18 protein-coding genes and 1 CRISPR repeat array are annotated in these 26,403 nt (G+C 43.5%); of the genes, 16 read left to right on the plus strand and 2 right to left on the minus strand.

Annotation, left to right across the window (positions count from 1 at the left end; translation table 11 throughout):
* Nucleotides 1-341: 341 nt before the first annotated feature.
* Nucleotides 342-1,574 carry an LL-diaminopimelate aminotransferase gene (locus tag ACYQ3Q_RS13275; protein ID WP_459929011.1) on the plus strand — a complete coding sequence of 411 codons (1,233 nt, stop codon included), beginning with the start codon at nt 342-344 and terminating at the stop codon, nt 1,572-1,574.
* Nucleotides 1,575-1,837: 263 nt separating this feature from the next.
* Entirely contained in the window at nt 1,838-3,022 is a 1,185-nt protein-coding gene (locus ACYQ3Q_RS13280; RefSeq protein WP_459929012.1) for a pyridoxal phosphate-dependent aminotransferase, read from the plus strand.
* Nucleotides 3,023-3,034: 12 nt separating this feature from the next.
* Here the strand turns inward: ACYQ3Q_RS13280 and ACYQ3Q_RS13285 are convergent, their stop codons facing one another.
* Nucleotides 3,035-4,849 carry an LTA synthase family protein gene (locus tag ACYQ3Q_RS13285; protein ID WP_459929013.1) on the minus strand — a complete coding sequence of 605 codons (1,815 nt, stop codon included), beginning with the start codon at nt 4,847-4,849 and terminating at the stop codon, nt 3,035-3,037.
* A gap of 485 nt (nt 4,850-5,334) precedes the next feature.
* Between ACYQ3Q_RS13285 and ACYQ3Q_RS13290 the strand changes: the two genes are divergently transcribed.
* Nucleotides 5,335-5,463, plus strand: coding sequence for a hypothetical protein (locus ACYQ3Q_RS13290; RefSeq protein WP_459929014.1), 129 nt, complete (start codon nt 5,335-5,337; stop codon nt 5,461-5,463).
* Between the two features lie 182 nt (nt 5,464-5,645).
* Here ACYQ3Q_RS13290 and ACYQ3Q_RS13295 read toward each other — a convergent pair whose 3' ends face one another.
* The gene (locus tag ACYQ3Q_RS13295; RefSeq protein ID WP_459929015.1) at nt 5,646-7,175 is read right to left on the minus strand and encodes a class I adenylate-forming enzyme family protein; all 1,530 of its coding nucleotides are present in this window, start codon (nt 7,173-7,175) and stop codon (nt 5,646-5,648) included.
* Nucleotides 7,176-7,402: 227 nt separating this feature from the next.
* Between ACYQ3Q_RS13295 and ACYQ3Q_RS13300 the strand changes: the two genes are divergently transcribed.
* The 13 genes from ACYQ3Q_RS13300 to cas2 all read left to right on the plus strand — a co-directional run bounded on the left by ACYQ3Q_RS13300 (nt 7,403) and on the right by cas2 (nt 21,430).
* Nucleotides 7,403-8,119, plus strand: a complete 717-nt coding sequence (locus ACYQ3Q_RS13300; RefSeq protein WP_459929016.1) for a M48 family metallopeptidase — start codon at nt 7,403-7,405, stop codon at nt 8,117-8,119.
* Nucleotides 8,120-8,204: 85 nt separating this feature from the next.
* Complete coding sequence (locus ACYQ3Q_RS13305; protein ID WP_459929017.1) at nt 8,205-8,636, plus strand: DUF2695 domain-containing protein; 432 nt, start codon at nt 8,205-8,207, stop codon at nt 8,634-8,636.
* A gap of 801 nt (nt 8,637-9,437) precedes the next feature.
* Nucleotides 9,438-10,100, plus strand: a complete 663-nt coding sequence (locus ACYQ3Q_RS13310; protein WP_459929018.1) for a TetR/AcrR family transcriptional regulator — start codon at nt 9,438-9,440, stop codon at nt 10,098-10,100.
* A gap of 20 nt (nt 10,101-10,120) precedes the next feature.
* The gene (locus tag ACYQ3Q_RS13315) at nt 10,121-10,762 is read left to right on the plus strand and encodes a pirin family protein (RefSeq protein ID WP_459929040.1); all 642 of its coding nucleotides are present in this window, start codon (nt 10,121-10,123) and stop codon (nt 10,760-10,762) included.
* A gap of 610 nt (nt 10,763-11,372) precedes the next feature.
* Nucleotides 11,373-12,383 (plus strand): helix-turn-helix transcriptional regulator, encoded by a 1,011-nt coding sequence (locus ACYQ3Q_RS13320; RefSeq protein WP_459929019.1) that lies wholly within the window; start codon nt 11,373-11,375, stop codon nt 12,381-12,383.
* 55 nt (nt 12,384-12,438) lie between these two features.
* Entirely contained in the window at nt 12,439-13,200 is a 762-nt protein-coding gene (locus ACYQ3Q_RS13325) for a CRISPR-associated endonuclease Cas3'' (protein WP_459929020.1), read from the plus strand.
* Nucleotides 13,201-13,307: 107 nt separating this feature from the next.
* A complete protein-coding gene (gene cas3, locus ACYQ3Q_RS13330; protein ID WP_459929021.1) occupies nt 13,308-15,809 on the plus strand; it encodes a CRISPR-associated helicase Cas3' in 2,502 nt (833 codons plus the stop codon).
* Between the two features lies 1 nt (nt 15,810).
* Nucleotides 15,811-16,530, plus strand: a complete 720-nt coding sequence (gene cas5c, locus ACYQ3Q_RS13335) for a type I-C CRISPR-associated protein Cas5c (protein ID WP_459929022.1) — start codon at nt 15,811-15,813, stop codon at nt 16,528-16,530.
* Nucleotides 16,527-18,446 carry a type I-C CRISPR-associated protein Cas8c/Csd1 gene (gene cas8c / locus ACYQ3Q_RS13340; protein WP_459929023.1) on the plus strand — a complete coding sequence of 640 codons (1,920 nt, stop codon included), beginning with the start codon at nt 16,527-16,529 and terminating at the stop codon, nt 18,444-18,446. Before cas5c ends, cas8c begins: the two co-directional genes overlap by 4 nt.
* A gap of 37 nt (nt 18,447-18,483) precedes the next feature.
* Nucleotides 18,484-19,380: a type I-C CRISPR-associated protein Cas7/Csd2 gene (cas7c, locus tag ACYQ3Q_RS13345; protein ID WP_459929024.1), complete on the plus strand. Its 897-nt coding sequence runs from the start codon at nt 18,484-18,486 to the stop codon at nt 19,378-19,380.
* Nucleotides 19,370-20,089, plus strand: coding sequence for a CRISPR-associated protein Cas4 (cas4, locus tag ACYQ3Q_RS13350; protein WP_459929025.1), 720 nt, complete (start codon nt 19,370-19,372; stop codon nt 20,087-20,089). Before cas7c ends, cas4 begins: the two co-directional genes overlap by 11 nt.
* Nucleotides 20,086-21,117, plus strand: a complete 1,032-nt coding sequence (cas1c, locus tag ACYQ3Q_RS13355) for a type I-C CRISPR-associated endonuclease Cas1c (protein ID WP_459929026.1) — start codon at nt 20,086-20,088, stop codon at nt 21,115-21,117. The genes cas4 and cas1c overlap by 4 nt, the downstream gene beginning before the upstream one ends.
* Before the next feature lie 10 nt (nt 21,118-21,127).
* Nucleotides 21,128-21,430: a CRISPR-associated endonuclease Cas2 gene (gene cas2, locus ACYQ3Q_RS13360; protein ID WP_459929027.1), complete on the plus strand. Its 303-nt coding sequence runs from the start codon at nt 21,128-21,130 to the stop codon at nt 21,428-21,430.
* A gap of 152 nt (nt 21,431-21,582) precedes the next feature.
* Nucleotides 21,583-26,372: a CRISPR direct-repeat array (repeat unit 32 nt; unit sequence GTCGCACCCCGTGCGGGTGCGTGGATTGAAAC).
* The last annotated feature ends 31 nt before the right edge of the window (nt 26,373-26,403 follow it).

A 26,403-nucleotide genomic window follows, 5' to 3' on the forward strand; every position in this document is an offset into this window, starting at 1 on the left:
ATTTGGGCTTAGAGTCTTCCAGAAACCTACGGGCTATGATATCAGATTATCATTAAAGAATCAGAGGAATTAAACTATAATTGGGTACTATACTAATAGGAATCATTTAAAGAGTTGAAGGAATTGAATGCCTAGGGGGTAATTGACGGTAAACTCTGTTAGCAAAATGTATAGAAATAGATTGAGTATGCGTAGATGTAGGTGTAGGTGGTAGGTATAGGTGAAAATTGCTTAAGGATCATTTTAATGTATACTTAGCCAACAGAGTTGCAAAGTCTTCAACTAATAAATATAATTTAGTAATATATAAAAGTGTATAAAATGAAGGAGTTTGAATACATATGGCACTTGTGAACGAGAACTATCTTAGATTACCAGGGAGCTATCTTTTTTCTGAAATAGCCCGTAGAGTTAACGAATTTAAAGCAAATAATCCGGAGGCTGATATTATCCGACTCGGAATCGGAGATGTAACGCGTCCCCTGCCACCCGCAGTCATCGAGGCGATGCATAAAGGTGTCGATGAGATGGCGAATTCGAAAACCTTTCGTGGTTACGGTCCGGAGCAAGGCTATCAGTTTCTGATTGAAAAGATTATCGAACATGATTTTACCCCTCGAGGAGTGGAACTCTCTGTCGATGAAGTCTTTGTAAGCGATGGAGCGAAAAGTGATACGGCAAATTTCCAGGAGCTTTTCGGAGTTAATAACATTATGGCAGTTACGGATCCAGTTTATCCGGTTTATGTCGATAGCAATGTCATGGCAGGTCGGACCGGGAATTTTAATAGTGAAAAGAGCCAGTACGAAAGTATCGTGTATCTTCCGTGCACAGAGGAAAATGGTATGAAGCCTTCTCTTCCTGAGACACGCGTCGATATGATCTATCTCTGCTTTCCGAATAATCCGACCGGGATGACACTTTCTAAAGAGGAACTGAAGCAATGGGTGGATTATGCCCGAGAAAACCGCTCAATCCTTTTATTCGATGCGGCTTATGAAGCATTTATCCGGGAAGAGGGTGTTCCGCACAGCATTTTTGAGATTGAAGGTGCCCGAGAAGTGGCAGTGGAGTTCCGAAGTTTCTCCAAGACGGCAGGCTTTACAGGAACCCGTTGTGCCTATACGATTGTTCCGAAGGAAGTCATGGTCTATGATTCTAAAGGTGAAGCACATAGCCTTAACTCGCTATGGCTGAGAAGACAGACCACAAAATTTAATGGAGCGTCTTATCCTGTACAAGCCGGAGCAGTCGCGGTATTCTCTGAAGAAGGAAAACAGCAAATCGAGGAAACCATTGATTACTACATGGAAAATGCCCGAGTTATCCGTGAGGGCTTACAAGAGGCTGGCTATACAGTATTCGGTGGAATCAATGCGCCCTATATCTGGATGAAGACCCCGAAAAATATGGGTTCTTGGGACTTTTTCGATAAATTGATGAAGGATGCACATGTGATAGGCACACCGGGAGCTGGCTTTGGTGCGAATGGAGAAGGCTATTTCCGTTTAACCGCTTTTGGAACTCGTGAAAATACACTTCAGGCGATTGAAAGAATTAAGACGAGAATGTAAGCAAAAGAGCTAATGATCAAGGTTAAATCGTTTTGTGAGTTCAATTGACTAAAAATTAAAACCAGAACGTTTTTTTTCTTAACGCTCTGGTTTTTGTATATTATATAATTCTTGTAATTAGGCAGGAATATTTAGGAAACATGTTGAATTCAAAGGATAGACAATTTGTAATCTATCCGAAACGACATGAAAGGAAGCCTAGCATTCATGACTCAAGAGTTAGACTAGGCAATTATAAAGTTAGCGAAGAAAGGTTGGACGTTATGATATCAATTAAAATGCAAGAGCAAATAAAAAACAGTTCTGTTATTCGAGCCATGTTTGAGGAAGGAAAACGCCTGGCAGAAATTCACGGTGTGGAAAATGTCTTTGACTTCAGCCTTGGAAACCCCAATCTTGAACCACCTGATGAAGTAAATGAGGCTATTTTAGAAATTTTAAAGACTGATAGTCTTATGAGCATTCACGGTTATATGAATAACTCAGGTTATGAAGAAGTAAGAGCTACCATTGCAAAATCTATTAATGATAAATTCGGTACCACTTTTACACATAATAACATTCTGATGACCGTTGGTGCAGCAGGCGGGTTAAATGTTATTTTCAAAACCTTACTGAACCCACAGGATGAAGTTATCACTTTTGCACCTTTTTTTGGAGAATACAGGAACTATGTGAAAAACCATGAAGGCGAATTAGTAATAGTCTCCCCTAATACGGTTGATTTCCAACCCAATCTTGAAGAATTCAAAGAGAAGATTACCCCTAAAACTAAAGCGGTAATCATCAATTCCCCCAATAATCCCACCGGTGTTATCTATTCAGAAAAAACCATAATCACGCTCTCTGAAATACTGGTGGAGAAGCAAAAGGAATTTGAAACCGATATTTATCTCGTTGCCGATGAACCCTATCGCGAACTTGCTTATGATAATGCTCAAGTGCCATATCTTTCGAAGTATTATGCCAACACGATAATCGGGTATTCTTTCAGCAAATCCCTATCCTTACCCGGCGAAAGAATCGGTTATTTAGTGATTTCAGATCAGGCTGCCGATTATGAAAATATCCTTTCAGCAGCAAATATTGCTAATCGAATTTTAGGTTACGTCAATGCTCCGTCGTTATTCCAGCGCGTTGTTGCTAAGTGCTTAGATGCAAAGGTAGATATTGAGACCTATAACAGGAATCGTGAGCTTCTGTATAAAGGACTCTCATCCTACGGCTACCATTGTATTAAACCCGAAGGTGCATTCTATATGTTTGTTAAGAGTCCGATTGAGAATGATGTTGAATTCTGTAACTTGGCTAATAAGAAAAATATACTCATTGTTCCCGGCACTGCCTTTGGATGTCCAGGTTATGTTCGAATTGCCTATTGTGTCGCTTATAAAACAATTGAGAATGCCTTGCCGGGCTTTAAGGCTTTAATAGAAGAGGTTAAGTGAAAGTTTCTATGATTAGGAGGACTCCAGTTTATAAGTATTTGATTCAGAGATTACATTTCCCATGCTATCCGTTAACTTAAGCTGAATATCTAGAACACCAGATTTACTATTTAAGAGCTTAGGAAGACTGGCAGTCAAATAGGTCGGGTTTTCAAAATCGGTCTTAACGAGTTGTCCGTTGACATAAACTTTATGATCATGCAAGAAATTTTCCCCTTGTATTTCAATAACTGACGTATGGGGAGGGGTAGCCTTGACAATGAGTGCTTGCCCGTCTCCTAAAACATAATTACTGTTTGCTTGCGGCTTGTGGTCCGGTTTTAAGTGGTAAGCGTATTCATTGCCAAAAAGAATATCATACTGAAGCAGTTGGTACTGACTGATTTCTTGCTGAGAGATGTCCTCCCTCGGTAAATGCTGCTCGCTGATCACGACATTGGAACCATTTTGGATAAGGGTATGAAGGAAGTCGGTCGTAGGACTTCCAGATTTCTTAGCACGTTCTAAAATATATGAACTCAGAAAGTTAGAGGATAAACGAAGCTTCTCCTTGTTGTCTGAAAAGTTATCCCAGACGATAAAGGGAACACTATGCATCTTTAGATAATCTTGGTAGTTGCTTTCGTTTTGGAAGAAGTTTGCTTGTTTATAAACCTCAAAGCTTTTCCCGAGCATAGGTAAATGGTCCCCAAAGAACACCACGATGGAGGGTTCGCTCGACTGCTCTAACCCTTTAATTAATAGTTTGAGTGATTGATCAACATCAGAAACAATATTTGTGTAATTTTCTAAAATGGCTTGAGACTCTGGACTCAAATTACCGCTTATTCTAATTGAATTATCAGGATTTTCTTCTGCAGAGTAAGGTCCGTGGCCCTGCATGGATATAGCATAAATAAAATCAGGTTTATCTGTTTTCTTCAATTCTTCGAGAATTCTCTTGGAAAGTTCAGTATCGCGAATATATTGGCCGCTGTATTCAGGGTTATGAAAAAATTCTTTGCTAATAAACTTATCAAAGTCGAAATTTTGATAGACATTGTTTCGGCCGTAAAACCAGTTGTCATAGGTGTGAATGGCTGTCGTCTCATACCCTTGTTTTTTTAAGATAGTAGGTAAGGCTTCTATAGGTTTACGAGCATATTCAACATAAGGAACTAAGCCTTGGGGAAAGAATTGAATCGACAAGCCCGTTAATACTTCGAATTCAGTGTTAGCTGTGCCTCCACCATAAACTGGGGAAAGCATCACTCCACTGGTTTGACTTTTTTGGAGAGAACGAAAATAGGGAATGGGGTCCGCGCTAAATGAGATTTCCTTTAACAAAGTGGGATCCCAAAAGGCTTCACTCATTACGAAGATAATGTTTGGCTTGAAGTTGGGGTCAACTGCAGAAGCCGGCGTTGTATCATTCATTATCTCTTTAATGAGTTCCTTTTCGTAATTCTCCGGTTTATCAACCGATAGATAGGTTGTATTGAGAATAAAGCCTAGTAGTACGCCATTTTCCTCGTAGTTTAATTTTTGACTCCAGGAAATTAGCTGAAGTGAAAAGGTCTTTTCAAGGGATATGACTTCTGTATAAAAGGAAAAAAGCAGTGCAACGGATATCAGAGAAGCGGCAAGTTTTTTCCGCCAATTAAACTTTTCTTTAGGAACGAATTTAACTGAAACCAAAAGAACGATTGTAATAACACTAATACACAAGAGGGGAATGACTTGGATAGTACCACTAAATTCTTTAGACATATTGAGGGCTTCTTTGGCGAGGATAAAATCCCAGGGCAGAAGGGGCTCTCCTCTTAAAATTAATTTCTGTCGGCTCATAAGGCCCATGATAGAGAAAAAAGATAAGAATAAGACTCCGATAGCAATATAGATCTTGCGTTGTAATATGTAGAAAGAGTTGATAAATCCAAACATTAAAACACAGCTTAGTAAGAATTGTTTTGGGTAATTTCTAATCCAAGAGCAGGTACTTAAGAGATTCCCTCTATAAACTGTCTCTAAGGCAAATAGCATCAACAACGGTAGACAACTTATTAAGCTAAGATTTACTAACCTATTTTTGGATTTGAAGTTTGAGATACTTTGTGAGATCCTTAGAAGTAACATTTGTCCCCCTATAACTAGCTTTCATATTTGGTAATTCATAATTCGAACTTTCTTCGTACTGATTGAACTAATGAATACTACCATTATTATCAAGGTTATACAATTATATACTAATAGTGCAACAAGCTAATAGGTTTAATAAAGGGTTTAAATGTCAAGAAGTTGTTTAGATATTTATTAATACTGAGGTGCTAACAGTGAGCGATGAAGACTACATGAATGAGAAACTAGAATGGGTTAAGTACCGAATCGAAATGTTAGACCAAATTGAGGACAAGCTGATTAAAATGAAGCAACTAGTTGAATTTCCAGAGACTTCAAGCTGAGTAGCCAGCAAATCGAGTCGATCAACACCAAAATACTAAAATTCCAGCAAGAAGTTATCGCCCTAGATGAACAAAGCAGAACATTCAGGCTAGACACTCACTAGTAAAAAGGCAAAAAAAAGGGGACAGGTGCTTTGTTTCGAAACATCGCACCTGTCCCTCTGTTTTCCCTCTGTTTTCCTTTAAACGTTGATGGGTCGGTGTTCCGCCCTAAGAACATGCTTGAGTATTTTTCCGGAAGCGTTGCGAGGTAAAGCATCGACAATACTTAGAGAGCGAGGAATCTTATAGTCGGCAAGTTTATCCTGACAAAAATCTCTAATATCATCGAGTGTAAGATTTTCTTCAGGACGCGTAACCAGCATGACCAAAATTGTTTCCCCCCAGTCTGAATGGGGGACACCAATTACAGCTAAATCTAATATGTTGGGATGAGTGCTCAAGACGTCTTCGATTTCTTTGGGATAGACGTTAACTCCACCAGTAATAATCATATCCTTCTTACGATCCATGACCCAGATATACCCATCTTTATCTCGGCGGGCAATATCTCCTGTATATAGCCAACCTGAGCGAAGAACTTCCGCTGTGGCAGACAGATTATTGAGGTATCCACTCATGAGACTTTCCGAGCGAATAATGATTTCCCCAGCCTCATCGGGATCTGTATCGGAACCGTCAGTGCGCACTACTCGGATTTCTGTATTGGTCGTGCCCCGTCGTCCAATACTCCCCGTTTTTACTCCATGTTCCTGAGGTCGGAGAGCAGTACCGTTGGGGCCAGCTTCGGTCAAACCGTAGACACCCATCCATTTCCCGGTCAGCTTTGTCTGCCAATGAATAATCTGCTCCGCTCCGACAGATGCTCCACCATAGACCCATACTTTCATGCTAGAGAGATCCCAATCTTGAAGATTGGGCATCCTAGAGATAAGTTGATAAACGACGGGTGCTCCAAAAAAGTGCGTGGTTTTTTCCTTTGCAGCGTAATCGAGGAGATTCTGAGGAGTAAAGTCCCCAAGGGTAATCGAGGCACCTGACCAGAATGCACCCCACAGAAAGAGATTAAGAGGTGCCGAATGTGTCAAGGGCATGAGAATCAGGCAATTGTCCCCAGCGTAAATCCCTGCTTCATAGGCCATTATTTTGGCCGCGGACAGAATGGCTTGATGAGAGAGCATTACTCCTTTGGGTTGTCCAGTTGTACCTGAGGTATATAGGACTTCTGCTAGTTCAGATCCTTCTAGATCAGGTGAATAAGGTTCATTCGTAGCAGCTACTTCAGAATGAAGGACTTGCTCGGGGTTCCTCTGAATATGTAATGCAGCACTTATGTTAATGATGGTGAATCCCAATTGTTCCATTTCAAGGGCTATACCGTTCATGCTCTCCTCATAGAGTAACACGCCAATTCCTGCACTCGTGAGGATGTCTGAGATTTCTCGACTTGTTAGACGAACATTTACAGGGACGGCTACTCCTTTGATCGCCATAGTGGCGAGAAATCCCAAGATGAACTCGGGCCTATTGGGGGAAAGTAGAGCTATTTTATCAGCACTTACCCCGAGGGATTGAATATAGGACGCTAGCCATAGGGTCTCAGAGTGTAGGGTTTTCCATGTTAATGTCAGGTCTTGAGGTGGATAACGTAATGCTGTTTGTTCAGGAAAGCTCCTCGCGTTTCTTTCGATGACGCGCCACAGTGTATCCATATCTTTTCTCTCCTTTTCAGCCATAAATTTAATTCATTATATTAGTAATATAAGAATATTCTGACACAAGTTTACGTAAACGTCAACTAAATTAGAAAGAAAAAACTATACGCAATGGTGTATAATTGTCTATAATAGACACGATTTCACCATTATTTCAGGGAACCTGTGAGTTATGGCTGGAATTGGAGGAATGCTTTTAAGCGGAGAGGTAGGATGACCCTTAAATGGACCAATTGAGTATTAAGGATCAAACGATACCTTATGAAGAACGACGGAGCGCACGTTATCGAAGAATTACTCTGAGTATCCTTGAAGATCGCCTTCGTATTTCTGCACCAAAGAATGTATCTGTCAAGCAACTACAAGAATTATTACTCGCTAAGCAGGCGTGGATTTTAAAGCATTGGTTAGCGAAGAAAGCTATGCTGAAACGCCCAGCGAGGTATAGCGATGGAGAACACTTCCTGTATCGGGGGAAGACCGTTGAACTGAAAATTATAAGACATCCGCGCCAAAGGATCCGAGTTTATTTGGAAGGTCAAGAACTTGAGGTTAATTTACCCCAGGACTTAGAGGATAAGGACTGTGCGCCACATGTCCAGAAGGCGCTCTTATCATGGTATAAAGCGCAAGCGCGCAGGGTGCTACAGGACAAGCTTGAAAAGCAAGCGGAGAGAATGCAGGTTAGCTTTCAGACCTTTCGACTGAAGGACCAGAAGACAAGCTGGGGGAGCTGTTCAAGTAAAAGCAACGTAAATTTAAATTGGCGAATCATTATGGCCCCGGATGCAGCAATTGATTATATTATTATTCATGAACTCGCGCACTTGACGCATCTCAACCATTCCGAGCAGTTCTGGCTGAGGGTAGCAACTTTTATGCCGGAATACGCGCATTGGAAAAAATGGTTTAAGGATCATGGGCAGGATTTAAGGTTATGATGAATTTAGTTTACATAGAGAGTAGAGCGGTTACAATATGGGTAGAGCATTTACTATGGTTCAAACAGAATCGGGAGGCAACTTTATGACACTAGGTAATAGTAAAAGAACGGCTAATATAGAAAAACGGAGAGAACTCAGAGAACAACAAACCCCTGAAATAGAGGTTATAAAAGACCGAAAATTAATTAGAGAAGAGGTTAATCGAAGACTTGTCTCTGGGTTACAAACCGTAAATCTAGAGTATGACTCTCTTTTTAACAATGAGAAGGCAAGTTTAAACAAGGACTCTGATCTATTGAGCCTACTTTTCCATAGAATGTTTTTTTATCGGTTGAATGAGAAACTCTCAGGATTAACATGTGACCATACCCTCCGCTTGAGCAACCAAATTCTTACTCAGATGCAGTTTAGCCGGGGGAAAATTAATGAAACAATAGAAGTATTCAAAAAAAATGGCGGGACTTGTGATTGTGAGATTATTTATAATGTCGAGAGTCAATTGATAGGCAAATAATCTTAGAGTATTTAATGTTAATATACATGGCATATGTGTATTGAAAAAATTTTCGCCCCAAGACATAGTTAGAGGATCCTCACACAGATTCTATCTTGCTATGCCCATGAACGACAATGGACGTCTGCCTACAGGCGTGTTTATGAGTTTTATTATAATTCACCTATGGAAGTACCTGAGAGCAGCTTTTGACTAAGATTGTGTTTCTGCTTAAGTGATTCTGAAAAGTAGATGTTCTGCACCTATACAAACCCAGTATTGTAGGAGCTTTACTATTAACGGTTTGTCGTCGATGTACAGTACAGTAAAAATCCTTGGTGATCGACGACAGTGAAAAGTGCAATTTTCGCACATTCTAGTCTTTATCATTACAAAGTTAAATTGAAACGGGTATATCTTGAACGAACACGGGGGAGCAGCCGTCAAGACTGAGAATCTAATGGAGTGAAAGTCTCCTGTCAGCAATTGACCAGATTCGGGTGACTAGCTTATTCGGAACACGGGGAGGTAACGAACCGTGGTGTGCCCGGACGAAAAAGTCGCGGCGGCCCATATTACACAGAGAATAAAGGGTCGGAACAGACAGTGCGGCGAGCAAATATTGAGGTCAGAAGGATTTAACGTGCTCGGGTTAGAAAAGGCCTCCGAAGTCAATTCTTCGGGGGTCCTCTTTTCCTCCAAAAGTGGACTGGTACTTCCCTGAATTTGTCGAATATCTCATTATAACAATCAAGCAAATGAGTATTTCGTCCTTTGGCACGTAACTCTCTTCGCAGCGGAGTCTATAAGGAGAGAGGAAATGTGTACTCTAATTTTGAAAATCTGAGTGAAGAAAAAAGGAAAACCATTTTGGATGCCTGTATCAAGGAGTTTGCTGAAAAAGGATATGAGAAGGCCTCAACTAACACGATTGTAAGGGAGGCTGGTATTTCCAAGGGAATTCTGTTCCATTATTTTAAGAACAAGCGAGGGTTATTTCTTTATGTCGTGGATTATTGCATCCGAACTATCGTTGAAGAGTATAATAAATACCCTTTGACAGAAACAGGGGATATCTTTCAAAGGTTGAGCGAACTGAGTGTTATCAAGCTTAAGTTGACTCATGCTAACCCAGAAATTAGCAAGATAATGATGGAAGCTCTGGGAAATTCTCAAGAGGACATTCGCTCGGAGGTTGAGAGAAGGTATAGCCAACTTTCAAGTGAGTACATGCCTGCGTTCTTTCAGGAGATTGATTATTCCAAGTTTCGAAGCGGGGTAAACCCTTCTAAGGCGATTGAAATCTTGATGCTCTTTCTTGAGGCCCTGGGAGATAAATACATGAAGAACTATCAGGGAAAGGAGCAAGATTTGTTACAGAACTACGATAAGTTGATGGAAGAGTATAACGAGTATATGGAGATCCTAAAGTATGGAATGTATTCGTCTTTCCCTGGCATCCTCATAGAGGGATTGAAACGATAACATATCTTGTAAAAGGAGATATTGAGCACGGTGATAGTCTGGAGAACAAAGGCAGTATCCAGGATGGCGATTGTCAATGGATGACAGCCGGATCCGGGATAATTCATCAAGAAATGCCAAAAGCATGTGACAGGATGCTGGGAGTTCAGCTTTGGCTCAACCTGCCTGCAAAGAATAAAATGGTCGCACAAAAGTATGGGGATATCAAAAGGGAAAACATTCCCATAATTAATGAAAATGGGAATAAAGTACATGTAATAGCAGGGAAGTATAATGGTACACAGGGTGCCTTTGAAGGCAACTATGTCAAAGCCACTTACCTGGATGTTGAGGTTGCCGCAGGGAGTGAATGGTCCTTTAATAGTGAGAAGGATTCCACATTATTTATTTATATTCTCAAAGGCGAAGGCGTGTTTGATCCTGATAGCAAAGAGTTGATATCAGAAAAACATGCGGTTCTATTTAACGCTGGCGATAGATTTTGGGTAAATGCATCTAATAGAGGGATTAGATTTTTACTCCTATCAGGAAAACCCCTTAAAGAGCCGATTGCATGGAGAGGCCCGATCGTAATGAATACTAAGGAAGAGCTGGATTTAGCTTTTAAGGAGCTGAACGAAAATACATTTATTAAAACTCAACTTTCGCAGAGCGAAAGTTAATTAGAGCCTTGGTGTTAAGATTACTCAACGTGGCTTGGATTCATCGGAATGGTTGACAAAACACCGATGATCGTACGTTGGGAGGACTATTCTCGGTATTGTGTGATGAGGTTAGCGAACAGGATTGGGCGGTTGCACTATAGCAGCTATTGGATATTCTTAATGAGGTTTCCGGGAAGGCTGGAAAGAAATTATCCAAATTAATCAAGTCAACTCCAACAATGGATTATGGCCCTACCGGCCTATATCAGGGTTTATCTTACTGATTGGAGCTGCGAAAGTTGAGATTTAATATGTAATATCTTATTGTTGGTGATTTTTGGAGTATTGGCTTCCCGGTAAAAGTACCCACCAGATCGTTAGAAGAACGGTCTGGCTTTTTGTTTTTTTTTGGGTTATTTCCACGATCATAGCAGGAAATCTAGGAAAAATGTGGAAGGTTTAAAGGGCGATTTATTGGCTTGGAAAATCGTCTGTCGTAAAGATATGTAATTGTTTAGTTTCCCTCGATTAATAGTTCTCTGTAAATATATCTATTATGACAAACAGATGTCGTTTAAGTTTTGCCACAAATTACATATTAGGGTAAAGTTGAAGGAAAGAGGAATTTATGGAGTTTGAGATGGACGATTTAAATCATACGGAAAGGTTATTAAATCTTGTGTATATGATTCAGAAATCTCCGGGAATTCAAGCAAGTAAATTGGCTAAGATATTTGGGAGGACCACCCGGACAATACAAAGAGATATTTGTACCCTTCGTAAAATGGGATTTAGCATTACCTCATCAACCGGAGCTGCCGGAGGGTTTGCCTCTAGGGGCTCATATTACTTAAAGCCATTGGTTTTCACGGGAGCGGAGGCTTTGGCAGTATTTGTAGCCTCCCAAGTGTTATTGGAACAGCATGGATTTCCGTATACAAACGATTTGAAATCAGCCTTAGAAAAGGTTTCTCAAGTGATTTGTGAGAAGGATGAGAAATTTTTTCAAAGCTTGGAACCTAGGACCAGTATTGTAGTTAAACAGATTAAAGATTATTACCCATGGGGAAAGATTTTTTCACAAATAAATCAAGCGATTTTAGATCAGGTAACGGTTGAGATAAAGTATGACTCATATTCTAGCCATACTGTTTCTGCTAGAAGAGTAAATCCCTATCACATGTTGTTTCGTGAAGGTTGTTGGTATCTTATAGGTTATTGCCACCTGCGTGAGGAAATTCGTATTTTTCGTATTGACCGGATATGGAGTTTAGAGATATTAAACACGAAATTTCAAATTGCTAGAGAGTTTTCTCTCGAAGACTTCTTCAAGAATAGTTGGAATTTGGGTAAAGGTGATCCAATAATCGTAAAAGTACGCTTCAATCCACCTGTGTCGAGGCTTATCAGAGAAAATATCTGGCACCCTACGCAGAGAATTGAAGAGCTAGAGGGAGATAGCCTTATCCTTACTGTTTGCGTAGAGGGAACCTGGGAAATAAAAAAATGGATTCTAAGTTGGGGCAGCAATGCTATTTGTCAGGAGCCGGAGGAGTTGAGGGAGGAGATTAAGCGAGAAATCGAAGAGTTAATGTTTAACTATAACGATAGTAATGAGAATTTCCTGGATATGAATTAACGGCTCACAGTAGTGCAGTGTTTCAAAACTGTAATGAAGTGAAGGTGGTTTGAAGTTGGAAAAGAATTATGAGCTTATTGCACATGTTCGCCAGAATGATGATGGCACTTGGGCTTCCCCTCACAAACTATCAGCACATTTAGAAGGTACAGCAAGGATAGCAGAAATTAATGCAGCTAAGTTCCACTCCGGAGACTGGGGTAAGGCGGCAGGATTGGCTCATGATGCAGGTAAAGGAAGAATAGTGTGGCAGAAGTATCTCCAAGTGAAAAGTGGGTACGATGAAGAAGCACATTTAGAAGGTAAAAGAGGTAAAATACCTCATGCTATTCACGGGGCAAAACTAGCAGAAGATTTGTTCGGCAAAGGTGTTGGAAGATTGCTGGCATACTGCATTGCTGGGCATCATGCCGGCCTGCCGAATTGGTCGGGTTCAGAGGGAGCTGGACGAGCGTCGCTTCAGTTTCAGCAATCACAAGTGAAGGATCTGGAAACCATTGATCCTGGCATTGTTGATAACCTACGGTCCGCAAAGCCAACGATTCCGCCATGGAGATTCGACAAAGGGCTAGATGTTTCTCTGTGGATACGAATGTTATACTCAAGTTTAGTGGACGCTGATTTTCTGGATACAGAGTCTTATATGAACCAAGACCTGGCTGCTGCTAGGGGTCGTTACTGCTCCATGTCAGAACTCTTGGATCGATTCAACCAGTATAATAAACGATTAGATGAAACATCTGAAGATACTCGGGTCAATGAGATCAGGCGAGATATTCGAGTAAAGTGTGTTCAGATGGCGTGTGCATATAGCTAAAGAAAAGCAAGGAGTTAATTCTCTTTACTGCTCAACCAGATAAGAAAAAATTATCCAGCCTCGAATTTGCGCTTGAACACACTTTTAGCACTAAGGGGTCTTGTAGAATGCGAATCGATATTAAAAAACAAAACGAAAAAGGTAATAAGGTATTTATTGCTCATCGCCGTGAATTTGATCACTGTACTCAAGAGTTATTGCAACATCTCGAGGAAACATCAACTTATTCAGGTGAATTTGCATCAAAAATTGGTCTTCAAAAGCATGGAGAGTTAATAGGGCTTTTTCACGATTTTGGGAAGGCGACTGAAGAGTTCCAACGATATATTATGTCTGCAACGGGGTTAATCGATCCTGATGCGGATGAATATGTTGATGCATCAAAACTTAAAGGAAAAGTTGATCATTCCAGTTCAGGAGCTCAAATTCTCTATAGGATCTTTTCTAATAAAGGAAAAAAATATTTATTCGCTTCTCAAATATTACCTTTAGCGGTTGTTTCTCATCATTCGGGGCTAATAGATTGCCTGACTTACGACGGCAAGGACAGTTTTATAAAAAGAATTAATAAGGATAACGAGCTAACACGATTATCAGAAGTTGTGTCAAATTTAACTGCATGGGTGGAAATGAAATACAAGCATTTATTTGCAGATGATTTAATTGGTGAACATCTTAACAGTAAGCTTAAATCGCTCATGGAAAGCAATGATGACGTTAGTACATATATGTTCAAAGTCGGTTTATTGACCCGCTTTCTTTTTAGCTGTCTAATTGATGCAGACCGACTGAGTACTGCTGATTTTGAATTTCCTCAGAATAAAAAATTGAGAAACCAAGGGTCATATGTTTCGTGGAAAAGCTTGGTTGAGAAATTAGAAGACCATATCAATCAATTCAAGCTGGAGAATAAAGTTGATTTCCTCCGCAAAGAAATTTCAACGTGTTGCATGGAATGTTCGGAGAGGCCGAAAGGGCTATTTCAGCTGACTGTGCCTACTGGAGGAGGGAAAACACTATCAAGTCTTCGTTTCGCATTAAATCATGCTGCTAAACACGGAATGGACAGGGTTATCTACATTATCCCTTACACCTCAATAATTGACCAGAACGCTGATGTTGCAAGAAGAATACTTGAAAACACAGAATGTTCGAATCATATTGTTTTAGAACATCATTCGAATTTGACACCTGACGAAGAGAATACTCGGCAAAAACTCTTGTCTGAAAACTGGGATGCTCCGGTTGTTTTTACCACAATGGTTCAGTTTCTAGAAACCATGCTTGGCGGCGGAACACGAAATGTCAGGAAAATGCATCAACTGGCGAATGCTGTCCTGATTTTTGATGAAATCCAGACTCTTCCGATCAAGTGTATTCACCTTTTTAACCTTGCTGTTCGGTTCCTTATTCAAGGCTGCGGAGCGACGGTTATTTTATGTACGGCGACTCAACCTTTGCTGGATAAGGTAAAGCCAGAGAAAAGAGCCTTGCCACTAACTTATGAAAATCAAATTGTTCAAAACTACCACCAATTATTTGAAGAATTGAGACGAGTAAACGTTATAAATATGCAAAAGATTGGGGGATGGTCTACGGAAGAATTGACTGAGCTGATTATAAGCGAAGTAAGGCTGACTGGTAGCGTTTTGGTCATAGTTAATACTAGGAAGGCGGCACAGGACATTTACTATAAGCTTGAAGAATTTAAGCTTGCAAAAGTATATCACTTAAGTACCCATATGTGCCCTGCACACCGTATGGATACGCTTGATAAAATAAAGGAATGCTTGCCAGACATTACGCCGGTGATTTGTGTAAGCACACAGCTCATTGAAGCCGGAGTCGATATCGATTTCGGATCAGTAATCCGCTACACAGCGGGACTGGATTCCATTTCTCAGGCAGCAGGGCGTTGCAACCGAAACGGAGCTAGACCGATGCCAGGAAGGGTTCTAGTTGTCAATCCTCAGGAAGAGAATCTGGATATGCTAAAGGACATCTCCATAGGAAAAGAAGTAGCGCTCCGTATTTTTGATGAATATGCTAGTGATCCTTGTCAGTTCGATAATGATATCATTGGGCCCAAAGCCCTGGAAAGGTATTACCAGTATTATTTTCATCAAAGAACGAATGAGATGAATTATCTGCTGGGATGCAACTCAAAGGCTGGCAGGGCTGACGATATTTTTAATCTGCTGTCGGCAAATCAACTATCGTTAGATGCCTATAGGAGACAAAATCTAGGGCAATTACCGCAATTGCCGTTAAGACAGTCATTTAAGACTGCCGGAGATGAGTTTGAAGCGATCGATTCATCGACACGGGGGATCATTGTCCACTATAAAGACGAAGGGAAGCAGATTATTCGGGAACTCTGCAGCTATTCATATCTTGAAAATCAATTTCAACTATTGAAACAAGCCCAAAGATATTCCATAAACATTTTTAGTTATTTGTTTGATTTGCTATTGAAGAAAAAAGTGATATGTGAAGTTCAGGAAGGCAGTGGAATCTATTATCTTGATGAGCGGTATTATAGTGACCAGTGTGGGATGACCGACTTTCCTGTAAACGAAATGGAAGTAATGATTGTTGAGGAGGTGTAAAATGGAGAACCGGGTTGATTTTAAAGTCTACGGTAAATATGCATTATTTACCGATCCATTAACTAAAATCGGGGGAGAAAAGTGTTCTTATCAAATACCGACTTATCAGGCACTAAAAGGAATTATGGAATCGGTTTACTGGAAACCGACCTTGATTTGGATCATTGATAAAGTCAGGGTGATGAAACCGATAAGAACGCAAAACCGAAGTGCAAAGCCTTTAAGTTACGGAGGAGGAAACGATTTAAGCATTTATACCTATCTTACCGATGTGGAATACCAGGTTAAGGCGCATTTTGAGTGGAATATGAACCGGGAGGATATGGCAAATGACAGGAATGAAAATAAGCATTTCATTGTAACGAGAAGAATGATTGAAAGAGGAGGACGAAGGGACATTTTTTTAGGCACACGAGAGTGTCAGGGGTATGTCGAACCCTGCAGTTTTGGTCAAGAAGCAGGATTTTACGATAAGTACGGAGAGATTGCCTTTGATTTAATGTTTCACGGCTTCGATTATCCTGATGAAATTGGGAAAAATGAATTGCATTCCAGGTTTTGGAGGCCAAGAATGGTTAACGGTGTCGTGGAATTTATTCGAGCTGAGGATTGTGATTTCCGCAAGTTTGTCAGACCGATGGCTGCTTCTCATCTATGTTCCATTAGGCTTGAAGAGGACAAGTTGTTGGAAGGATATTCCGAAGAGGGGATGGTTCCATGAGCTGGATACAAAAATTATATGAAACGTATGAGAACTGTAGTTTCATGATTGGGAATGGGGCTAATGAGGCGGATATCCCCCTTTTGCCCATTTGCCATACGACTCAGATGGCACAGGTTGAAATGGTGGTAGATCAGGATGGCAATTTCAAACGTGCCAGAGTAGTACCAAAAAATGAGGCCCGAACAATAATACCTTGCACCGAAGGTTCCGGTGGCAGGGCAGGTATAAAACCTGTTAACCACCCGCTTTGCGATAAAATTCAATATTTGGCGGGAGATTTTATAGCTTATGGTGGAATAGTTACAACAGGATATACAAAAGACCCCAAAAAACCATATGAAATGTACACTGAGGATTTGAAAAATTGGTGTAAATCAGAACACACTCACCCAAAAGCAAGAGCAGTGCTGAAATACATTGAAAAAAGAAGTGTCATCAAGGATCTAGTGAATAATCAAATACTAGTTATTGATGATAAGGGGAAATTGTTAGATAAGTGGGATAAAAGAAATAAGGATACCCCTGAGATATTCAAGGTCACGAATACCTCACAATCTGATGTATTTGTAAGGTGGTCTGTCGAGATACCGGATGATCCGCAATCCATGCTGTGGAATGACAATAGCTTGTTTGAGAGCTGGATCGCCTATTATTCATCAGTCAAAGTGAATAATGATCTCTGTTATGTAACCGGGGAATCTAAACCTGTTGCTGAACAGCATCCGGCCAAAATTAAGAATGATGCCGACAAGGCTAAATTGATTTCTTCGAACGATACGAGCGGCTTTACATTTCGCGGGCGTTTTAAAACTGCAGATCAGGCCTGTACGGTTGGATTTGAGATTACCCAGAAAGCGCATAATGCCCTTCGCTGGCTGGTTGGTCGTCAAGGATATAGAAGAGGGGAGCAAGTTATTGTGGCTTGGGCGATTGCAGGACAGCAAATACCTGATCCGCTGGCAGATGCCTTGGATTTTATTGGGGCACAAGACCTTTTAGGCTGCCAACAGGAGAAAACGGTTTCAACTGCACAAGAATTAGCCCTTAAATTAAAACAAAAAATCGCCGGGTTTAGCGTCCAACTGGGAGATACATCTGAAATTGTTGTTATGGGTATGGCATCAGCAACGCCGGGACGCATGGCAATTACATACTATAAAGAGCTGCGAGGGTCGGAGTTTTTAACAAGAATCGAAGACTGGCATGAAACGTGCGCATGGATTCATGATTATAGGATAGTTGAACCGTCAGTCGTGAAAAAAGGCGAACCCAAGAAAGTTCATGTCAGATTCTTTGGAGCCCCGGCACCGGGAGATATTGCCGAAGCTGCTTATGGCAGAAGACTTGACGATAAATTGCGTAAGGCTACGGTGGAACGAATTTTGCCATGTATTATCGACAGACAGAAAATTCCCAGAGACCTGGTCAAATCAGCAGTACGCAGGGCGAGTAATCGCATTGGGATGGATGACTGGGAATGGAAAAAAACGTTAAGCATCGCTTGTGCGCTGTTCAAAAAAATGAGCCATGATTACTTGAAGGAGGATTATCAAATGGCGCTAGACGATACGAGGGATTCGCGGGACTACCTCTACGGAAGATTGTTAGCATTGGCTGACAGTTTAGAACAATGGGCGCTTAAGAGTGCGGGCGAAAAGCGCCAGACAAACGCCGGAAGGCTGATGCAGAGATTTTCAGAGCATCCCTACAGCACCTGGAGGACAATAGAGCTGTCTTTAAACCCTTATATAGCCCGTTTAGGACCGGCTTCAGCCAAAAGACTGAATATGATTACTCGAGTAACCGCGATGTTTAAACCGGAAGATTTTATTAGTGATAAAAGGTTAAGCGGTGAGTTTCTCCTGGGCTATCATTGCCAGCTTGAAAATCTTTGGAAAAGCGAATCAAACTAAAGAAATTGATAAAATTTAAGAATGGGAGGACACTATTATGGAATTTTTAAAAAACAAAATTGACTTTGCTGTGATTTTTAGTGTTAAAAACGCTAACCCCAATGGTGATCCATTAAATGGGAATAGACCACGCATCAATTATGACGGTTTTGGTGAAGTCTCAGATGTATGTATCAAACGAAAACTTAGAAATCGCCTTATGGAAGCGAAGCAAGCGATATTCGTACAATCCGACGATAATAACGTTGATGGGTACAAAAGTTTACGAGCACGCGCTGAAGGTGAATTGAAGAATTTAATCAATGATGAACAGAAATTCCGCGAAGAGGCATGTAAGAAATGGCTGGATGTAAGGGCTTTCGGACAGGTATTTGCCTTTAATGGAACTTCAAAAAAAGGTAAAAAGGAAACAGTCGAAACGGAAGAGCAAACGAAGGAAAGCGGCGTGTCTATTGGGATCCGCGGTCCGGTTTCAATTCACCCTGCCTTCAGTGTTAATCCAGTGAGTGTTTCTAGTATTCAAATAACGAAAAGCGTAAGCGGTGAAGGAGACGGAAAGAAAAAAGCGTCTGACACTATGGGAATGAAGCACCGGATTGATTACGGCGTTTATGTATCATACGGCAGTATTAATCCTCAACTTGCCAGTAAAACAGGATTTAGCGATGGAGACGCAGTAGCTATTAAAGAAGCCCTGATTAGATTGTTTCAAAATGATGCTTCTTCGGCACGTCCTGAAGGAAGTATGGAAGTATATAAAGTATACTGGTGGAAGCACGATTCCAACGCTGGACAGTATTCATCAGCCAAAGTCCACAGGTCATTAAAGGTAGGTCTAAGAGCTGGGATCAGCGAACCAAAAGACATCTCGGATTATAATATTGAAATTGAAGAGCTAGTTGGTTTGAATCCCGAAATTATTGATGGGCGATAAAAGGCGTGAGTTTATGGACAATGCTTATTCGAATGAGGACTATCTCCTGCTCTCTGGTATCCAACATATGGCGTTTTGCGAGCGGCAGTGGGCGCTAATCCATATTGAACAGGCTTGGGCAGAAAATGTTCGCACGATTGAGGGGAAACACCTTCATGAGCGCACCGATGACCCTTTTGAGGATGAAACAAGAAAAGATATCAGGGTGGTCAGGGCGATGCCGCTTGTATCTCATAAACTGGGTCTTCGTGGCGTAGCTGATGTCGTTGAATTCTACAGAGTGGAAGATGCCTTGGAGGGGATTACGGTGCGGCTTAACAAACGGAAGGGATGGTGGCGACCTTATCCAGTAGAATATAAGCGTGGACGAGCAAAACCGGATGATCGTGATGCGGTTCAACTTTGCGCCCAAGCGATAGCTTTGGAAGAAATGCTGAAGGTTTCGATTGATTCAGGGTATCTCTTTTATGGTCAGACTAGACGCCGGGAAACCATCATGATTGATCAATCATTGCGTGTACGGGTCGAAGAACTGTCTGGAAAAATGCATAAAATGATGTCAGAAGGAACTACCCCGAAAGCGCAAAAAGGTAAGCATTGTACTATGTGTTCACTGATAGAAATATGCCAGCCAAACCTCACCATTCGCAAGCACTCTGTTAAAGAATATTTGGCGCGAATGATTGATTCGGAGGTGAAGGATTTTTGAGAAAGCTTCTGAATACTCTTTATGTAACGATGCCAGATGCCTACTTAGCTCGTGATGGAGAGAATGTTCTAATTAAGACCGAAAATGAAATCAAATTCCGTGTTCCGGTTCATAATTTAGAGGGAATAGTTTGTTTTGGTTTTGCTGGAGCAAGCCCAGGACTAATGCATTTGTGTTGCGAAAGAGGCGTTTCACTGTCATTCTTAACGGAATATGGAAAGTTCATGGGACGTATTACGGGTAAAGTTTCCGGTAATATTTTGTTAAGGAAAAAACAGTATCGATGGACAGAAAACGATATCATTACGGTAAGATTAGCGAAACGTTTCATCTTGGCAAAGATAATCAACGGTAGAGCTGTTTTACATCGTGCAGTACGGGACCATCCGCAAACTGTCGATACTAATCTGCTAACAGACATTATGAAAGATATGGCTATAATGGCCAAAAGATTAGATAAGACAGACGATTTAAATGTAGTGAGAGGATTGGAAGGACAGGCTGCAAATCTGTATTTCACGGGTTTTAATCAATTGATACTTAACAATAAAGATGCATTTAGTATGACAGGAAGAAACAGACGTCCGCCATTAGATCGAATAAATGCATTGCTATCTTTTTTATATACTTTATTAAGCCATGAAGTTGTTGCTGCACTGGAGAGTATTGGGCTTGATCCGCAAGCGGGCTTTTTACATCGGGACAGACCAGGCAGGCAAAGTCTTGCTCTGGATGTGATGGAAGAACTTAGACCGCATTTTGCGGATAGGCTAGCGGCGACACTCATAAATCGTAACCAGATTGATCCAAGTGGGTTTATTATTAAAGAGAATGGTGCCGTCATTATGGACGATAAGACTAGAAAAGAATTGCTCATAGCCTGGCAGAAACGCAAGCAAGAAGAAATTATGCATCCATTTTTGGAGGAGAAAGTATCTTTAGGATTGGTACCTTATATTCAGGCTATGCTTCTTGCCAGGCATATCAGAGGAGATCTTGAAGATTATCCACCTTTTTTCTGGAAGTGAGGAGTTCTATATGATGGTATTGATTACTTATGATGTAAACGTAACGAGTGATACAGGTAAGAAACGTTTGCGTAAAGTTGCTAAACAATGTCAGAACTATGGACAGAGAGTTCAGAATTCTGTATTTGAATGCTTGGTAGATCCCACACAGTATGCTGAATTAAAACATCGTTTAGAGAGTATCGTAGATCCGAATACGGATAGTTTGCGATATTATTTGCTTGGTAGCAATTGGAAAAGGCGCGTGGAACATTATGGTGCAAAGGAAGCCTATGACCCTGAAGGGGTTCTGATCATTGATGCGAACCCTTAGCTGTCATTAGTTCAGTAGTGGTTTCGCATTGCTTGTATATCAAGGGTTTAATGGATTATTCTTCTGTTTCATTAAATAATTTTACTGGCTAAAAAAGGTTTCGCAAAACAGAGCACCGAAAGGCTTTGTTTTTAAAGGCTTATTTTGCGACAGTCGCACCCCGTGCGGGTGCGTGGATTGAAACTTTGAGGTCGGCGATCTCTTTCAAGGCGGCCCGTCGCACCCCGTGCGGGTGCGTGGATTGAAACTAAAGTATAGGATATGGGTTCTAAATATGCGATGTCGCACCCCGTGCGGGTGCGTGGATTGAAACTATATGGGGCCCGATCCTCTCCGTCGAATCAGGAGGGTCGCACCCCGTGCGGGTGCGTGGATTGAAACTCTGGGGCCTTCGTTGCCGCTGGACTGGAATACGGTCGCACCCCGTGCGGGTGCGTGGATTGAAACCTCTTTTCTTATAGTTTTAGTCCTGGATAATAGACGTCGCACCCCGTGCGGGTGCGTGGATTGAAACTAAACAATGACCCGATCACCTATATGAATTTCAGTCGCACCCCGTGCGGGTGCGTGGATTGAAACCCGGATTCGGTAAAACCGTACTCCTCAAAGGCTGTCGCACCCCGTGCGGGTGCGTGGATTGAAACTAGTCAAAGTGGTATATTTTATGATACCTTTAGTCGCACCCCGTGCGGGTGCGTGGATTGAAACCTCAACTCGAGAACCTCCCGCCTCAACCCTTCGAGTCGCACCCCGTGCGGGTGCGTGGATTGAAACTGATCGTGAACCAATCAGTCCCCCGGATCGGACAGTCGCACCCCGTGCGGGTGCGTGGATTGAAACATCAAGTATCACATATGCACTTTCTGTGGGTCCCGTCGCACCCCGTGCGGGTGCGTGGATTGAAACTCATTACCCTCATCCTCCTATAGCTGTGTTGTTGTCGCACCCCGTGCGGGTGCGTGGATTGAAACAACTCAGCCACAGACACGATTGCACCAGAAGTGTCGCACCCCGTGCGGGTGCGTGGATTGAAACTTTGAGTTCCAGAATGATTTATAGCCCTTTCCGTCGCACCCCGTGCGGGTGCGTGGATTGAAACTTATGTCTGAAGTAATTGAAAGCTCTGTAAACGTCGCACCCCGTGCGGGTGCGTGGATTGAAACGACTTTGGTCCATCCTAGGATAACTTTGGCATTAGTCGCACCCCGTGCGGGTGCGTGGATTGAAACAGGATAATGTCTAGCTATCATCTGTAAGCCCTCTGTCGCACCCCGTGCGGGTGCGTGGATTGAAACCGTGTCTATCTTGCGCCAGTTGTCTTTTCCGTACGTCGCACCCCGTGCGGGTGCGTGGATTGAAACTCCGCTGTCTTAGGTACACCACTTTTGTATATTGTCGCACCCCGTGCGGGTGCGTGGATTGAAACAAAGGCTTCGCGGCTGATAAAGTCACCCTTGGGTCGCACCCCGTGCGGGTGCGTGGATTGAAACCGCTAGTGGGGTTATTGCACGGCCAACTAGAGAGTCGCACCCCGTGCGGGTGCGTGGATTGAAACATTCCCTCATCCTCCTATTGCTGTGTCTTTGTTGTCGCACCCCGTGCGGGTGCGTGGATTGAAACATGCCATTCGCCCCTCTCTAATTGCACTAGGCAGTCGCACCCCGTGCGGGTGCGTGGATTGAAACTCGAATGGTCTGCCAGGTGCTGTTTTTTCGCTGGTCGCACCCCGTGCGGGTGCGTGGATTGAAACCTAGACCGAGAACCAAGGGACACGATGGAATTAGTCGCACCCCGTGCGGGTGCGTGGATTGAAACCCTTGATCTGATTACAATATACCACGTCACGTGTCGCACCCCGTGCGGGTGCGTGGATTGAAACAGCATTTCTAAGTAAGTTGGGTTAACTGCTTTTACGGTCGCACCCCGTGCGGGTGCGTGGATTGAAACATCAAAAACAAGAGACCTTATAAAAGCAAGATGGTCGCACCCCGTGCGGGTGCGTGGATTGAAACCTTGGAAGTATAGACGAATTTGAGAAAGCGGTAGGTCGCACCCCGTGCGGGTGCGTGGATTGAAACTATTGCTTCTTCTGCGCTAGAGTAGATCATTCCGTCGCACCCCGTGCGGGTGCGTGGATTGAAACTCAACGCAAACACACGTGAAAATGGATGAAACGGTCGCACCCCGTGCGGGTGCGTGGATTGAAACTTTAGGTTGTTCATCTATTGTAAAGTTTTGACTGTCGCACCCCGTGCGGGTGCGTGGATTGAAACATCTCCTTTTCTATTGATTGGCTTTGTAAAATGGTCGCACCCCGTGCGGGTGCGTGGATTGAAACTGGAATAAATCGACAAAGCATTGCCCTATACGCGTCGCACCCCGTGCGGGTGCGTGGATTGAAACCATCTTGCTTTTATAAGGTCTCTTGTTTTTGAGTCGCACCCCGTGCGGGTGCGTGGATTGAAACTCGAGTCATTCCGCACTGAAAACGGTAGAGATTTGTCGCACCCCGTGCGGGTGCGTGGATTGAAACATTATTTGTGTATAATCATACAAAAACTAAGGGTCGCACCCCGTGCGGGTGCGTGGATTGAAACAATCTTAGATATACTTAGGGACTTACAAATAGAGTCGCACCCCGTGCGGGTGCGTGGATTGAAACCTCTTTTGCAGTTATAAGTAAGCTTGTCTACGTGTCGCACCCCGTGCGGGTGCGTGGATTGAAACTATGGTTACGGCTGTCTTACTTGGCGCATTACTGTCGCACCCCGTGCGGGTGCGTGGATTGAAACCTCAGTCGTTCAAGGGGGTCAACCTGGGTGGAATGGTCGCACCCCGTGCGGGTGCGTGGATTGAAACTGGGCTGGTGGGCAAAGTGCCCAGGGCTCCGCAGTCGCACCCCGTGCGGGTGCGTGGATTGAAACGTCTCCAAAGCCGCCACGACCTTCGCCGAGAATTGTCGCACCCCGTGCGGGTGCGTGGATTGAAACCCCTATCGCTCCCAAACAGGAAACGTGTTTTATGTCGCACCCCGTGCGGGTGCGTGGATTGAAACTATTCAGAACTTGACCGCCGCCGTCACTCTCCACGTCGCACCCCGTGCGGGTGCGTGGATTGAAACACTCTGGAGGCTCACGGGGCGGAGGCCTACGTGTCGCACCCCGTGCGGGTGCGTGGATTGAAACCCATTGGAAGATGACCCATCACGTTCCCTGGAGCGTCGCACCCCGTGCGGGTGCGTGGATTGAAACGGGACGGGAATCTGGGGGGATAATGCCTCCGTGAAGTCGCACCCCGTGCGGGTGCGTGGATTGAAACCTGGAGGAACGACTGGGGGGTTTGTGGGATGTCGCACCCCGTGCGGGTGCGTGGATTGAAACCGATTGATGAGGGCTTTGTTTGCCTAATGTGTGAGTCGCACCCCGTGCGGGTGCGTGGATTGAAACATTGTGCCAAGGACCGCAAATCCATTTTCATTCGTCGCACCCCGTGCGGGTGCGTGGATTGAAACTTCCCTTGCGTCCCAATCAATTTCATTTTCACCTGTCGCACCCCGTGCGGGTGCGTGGATTGAAACAGTCACATTACCGGTCAAGTGTGTGGTGATCGTGTCGCACCCCGTGCGGGTGCGTGGATTGAAACAATTTCGTGGGATGAACGCATATTAAACTGCGCGTCGCACCCCGTGCGGGTGCGTGGATTGAAACTTTATTCCATCGTCGAGTATTGCTAGGGTTTTAGTCGCACCCCGTGCGGGTGCGTGGATTGAAACTCTCATCCACACCGTAGGTTGGACTATACTACTGTCGCACCCCGTGCGGGTGCGTGGATTGAAACTTGGGTGGCTGCTTCCTCCGCTTAACTCCCCCGGTCGCACCCCGTGCGGGTGCGTGGATTGAAACATTTTGTATGAGGTCCTATGCTGATCTTCCCGAAGTCGCACCCCGTGCGGGTGCGTGGATTGAAACTGCTATTCGGCAACGTTAAATTTTGAGATAAACGTCGCACCCCGTGCGGGTGCGTGGATTGAAACACCTATACCCCAACAGGTAAAGATAATCGTATCGTGTCGCACCCCGTGCGGGTGCGTGGATTGAAACCAAGCAATCCTAGATGCTCTACCTACTCAAATGTCGCACCCCGTGCGGGTGCGTGGATTGAAACCGTTGATACTCCATTGGTCAAAACCACTCTTCAGTCGCACCCCGTGCGGGTGCGTGGATTGAAACCAAATTAAGGCACTTGTAACGTTAGACAATGTCGTCGCACCCCGTGCGGGTGCGTGGATTGAAACTTAAAACAGACGGATTGGCTGGACGAGCATCCGTCGCACCCCGTGCGGGTGCGTGGATTGAAACCCTTGATATCCCAGGAAGGCGATAAGCCCTCCCGTCGCACCCCGTGCGGGTGCGTGGATTGAAACAGTTAATTCAGAGGACAAGCCGAACGCTACCGGTCGCACCCCGTGCGGGTGCGTGGATTGAAACCACATATACAAACCTCCTTTCACTCTGTCGTATGTCGCACCCCGTGCGGGTGCGTGGATTGAAACAACGCCAGGATTCCGCCCGCCGCAATCGTCCCGTCGCACCCCGTGCGGGTGCGTGGATTGAAACCAGCCGAAAGAGGCGAACCGATTAGAATTATTAGGTCGCACCCCGTGCGGGTGCGTGGATTGAAACACTCTGTCGTATAAGCTGTCTTATACGACTTAGGTCGCACCCCGTGCGGGTGCGTGGATTGAAACAGCTAAAACGACACTCTCCACTGACTTACTCAGTCGCACCCCGTGCGGGTGCGTGGATTGAAACGATTAAGCTGGAATAACCCGACAGAATCCTCCGAGTCGCACCCCGTGCGGGTGCGTGGATTGAAACCATTTAAGATCACAACCTTTAAACTAATATCTGGTCGCACCCCGTGCGGGTGCGTGGATTGAAACTTCACAAGGTTCCCGATCGCGTTCCCGCCCG

The sequence above is a fragment of the Desulfosporosinus burensis genome (genome assembly GCF_054657535.1).

Bases quoted from the DNA above. Each gene is read 5' to 3' on its own strand.
- ACYQ3Q_RS13275 (WP_459929011.1), top strand. From the start codon at position 342: ATGGCACTTGTGAACGAGAACTATCTTAGATTACCAGGGAGCTATCTT.
- ACYQ3Q_RS13280 (WP_459929012.1), top strand. From the start codon at position 1,838: ATGATATCAATTAAAATGCAAGAGCAAATAAAAAACAGTTCTGTTATT.
- ACYQ3Q_RS13285 (WP_459929013.1), bottom strand. From the start codon at position 4,849: ATGAGCCGACAGAAATTAATTTTAAGAGGAGAGCCCCTTCTGCCCTGG.
- ACYQ3Q_RS13295 (WP_459929015.1), bottom strand. From the start codon at position 7,175: ATGGATACACTGTGGCGCGTCATCGAAAGAAACGCGAGGAGCTTTCCT.
- ACYQ3Q_RS13300 (WP_459929016.1), top strand. From the start codon at position 7,403: ATGGACCAATTGAGTATTAAGGATCAAACGATACCTTATGAAGAACGA.
- ACYQ3Q_RS13305 (WP_459929017.1), top strand. From the start codon at position 8,205: ATGACACTAGGTAATAGTAAAAGAACGGCTAATATAGAAAAACGGAGA.
- ACYQ3Q_RS13320 (WP_459929019.1), top strand. From the start codon at position 11,373: ATGGAGTTTGAGATGGACGATTTAAATCATACGGAAAGGTTATTAAAT.
- cas3 (WP_459929021.1), top strand. From the start codon at position 13,308: ATGCGAATCGATATTAAAAAACAAAACGAAAAAGGTAATAAGGTATTT.
- cas5c (WP_459929022.1), top strand. From the start codon at position 15,811: ATGGAGAACCGGGTTGATTTTAAAGTCTACGGTAAATATGCATTATTT.
- cas8c (WP_459929023.1), top strand. From the start codon at position 16,527: ATGAGCTGGATACAAAAATTATATGAAACGTATGAGAACTGTAGTTTC.
- cas7c (WP_459929024.1), top strand. From the start codon at position 18,484: ATGGAATTTTTAAAAAACAAAATTGACTTTGCTGTGATTTTTAGTGTT.
- cas4 (WP_459929025.1), top strand. From the start codon at position 19,370: ATGGGCGATAAAAGGCGTGAGTTTATGGACAATGCTTATTCGAATGAG.
- cas2 (WP_459929027.1), top strand. From the start codon at position 21,128: ATGATGGTATTGATTACTTATGATGTAAACGTAACGAGTGATACAGGT.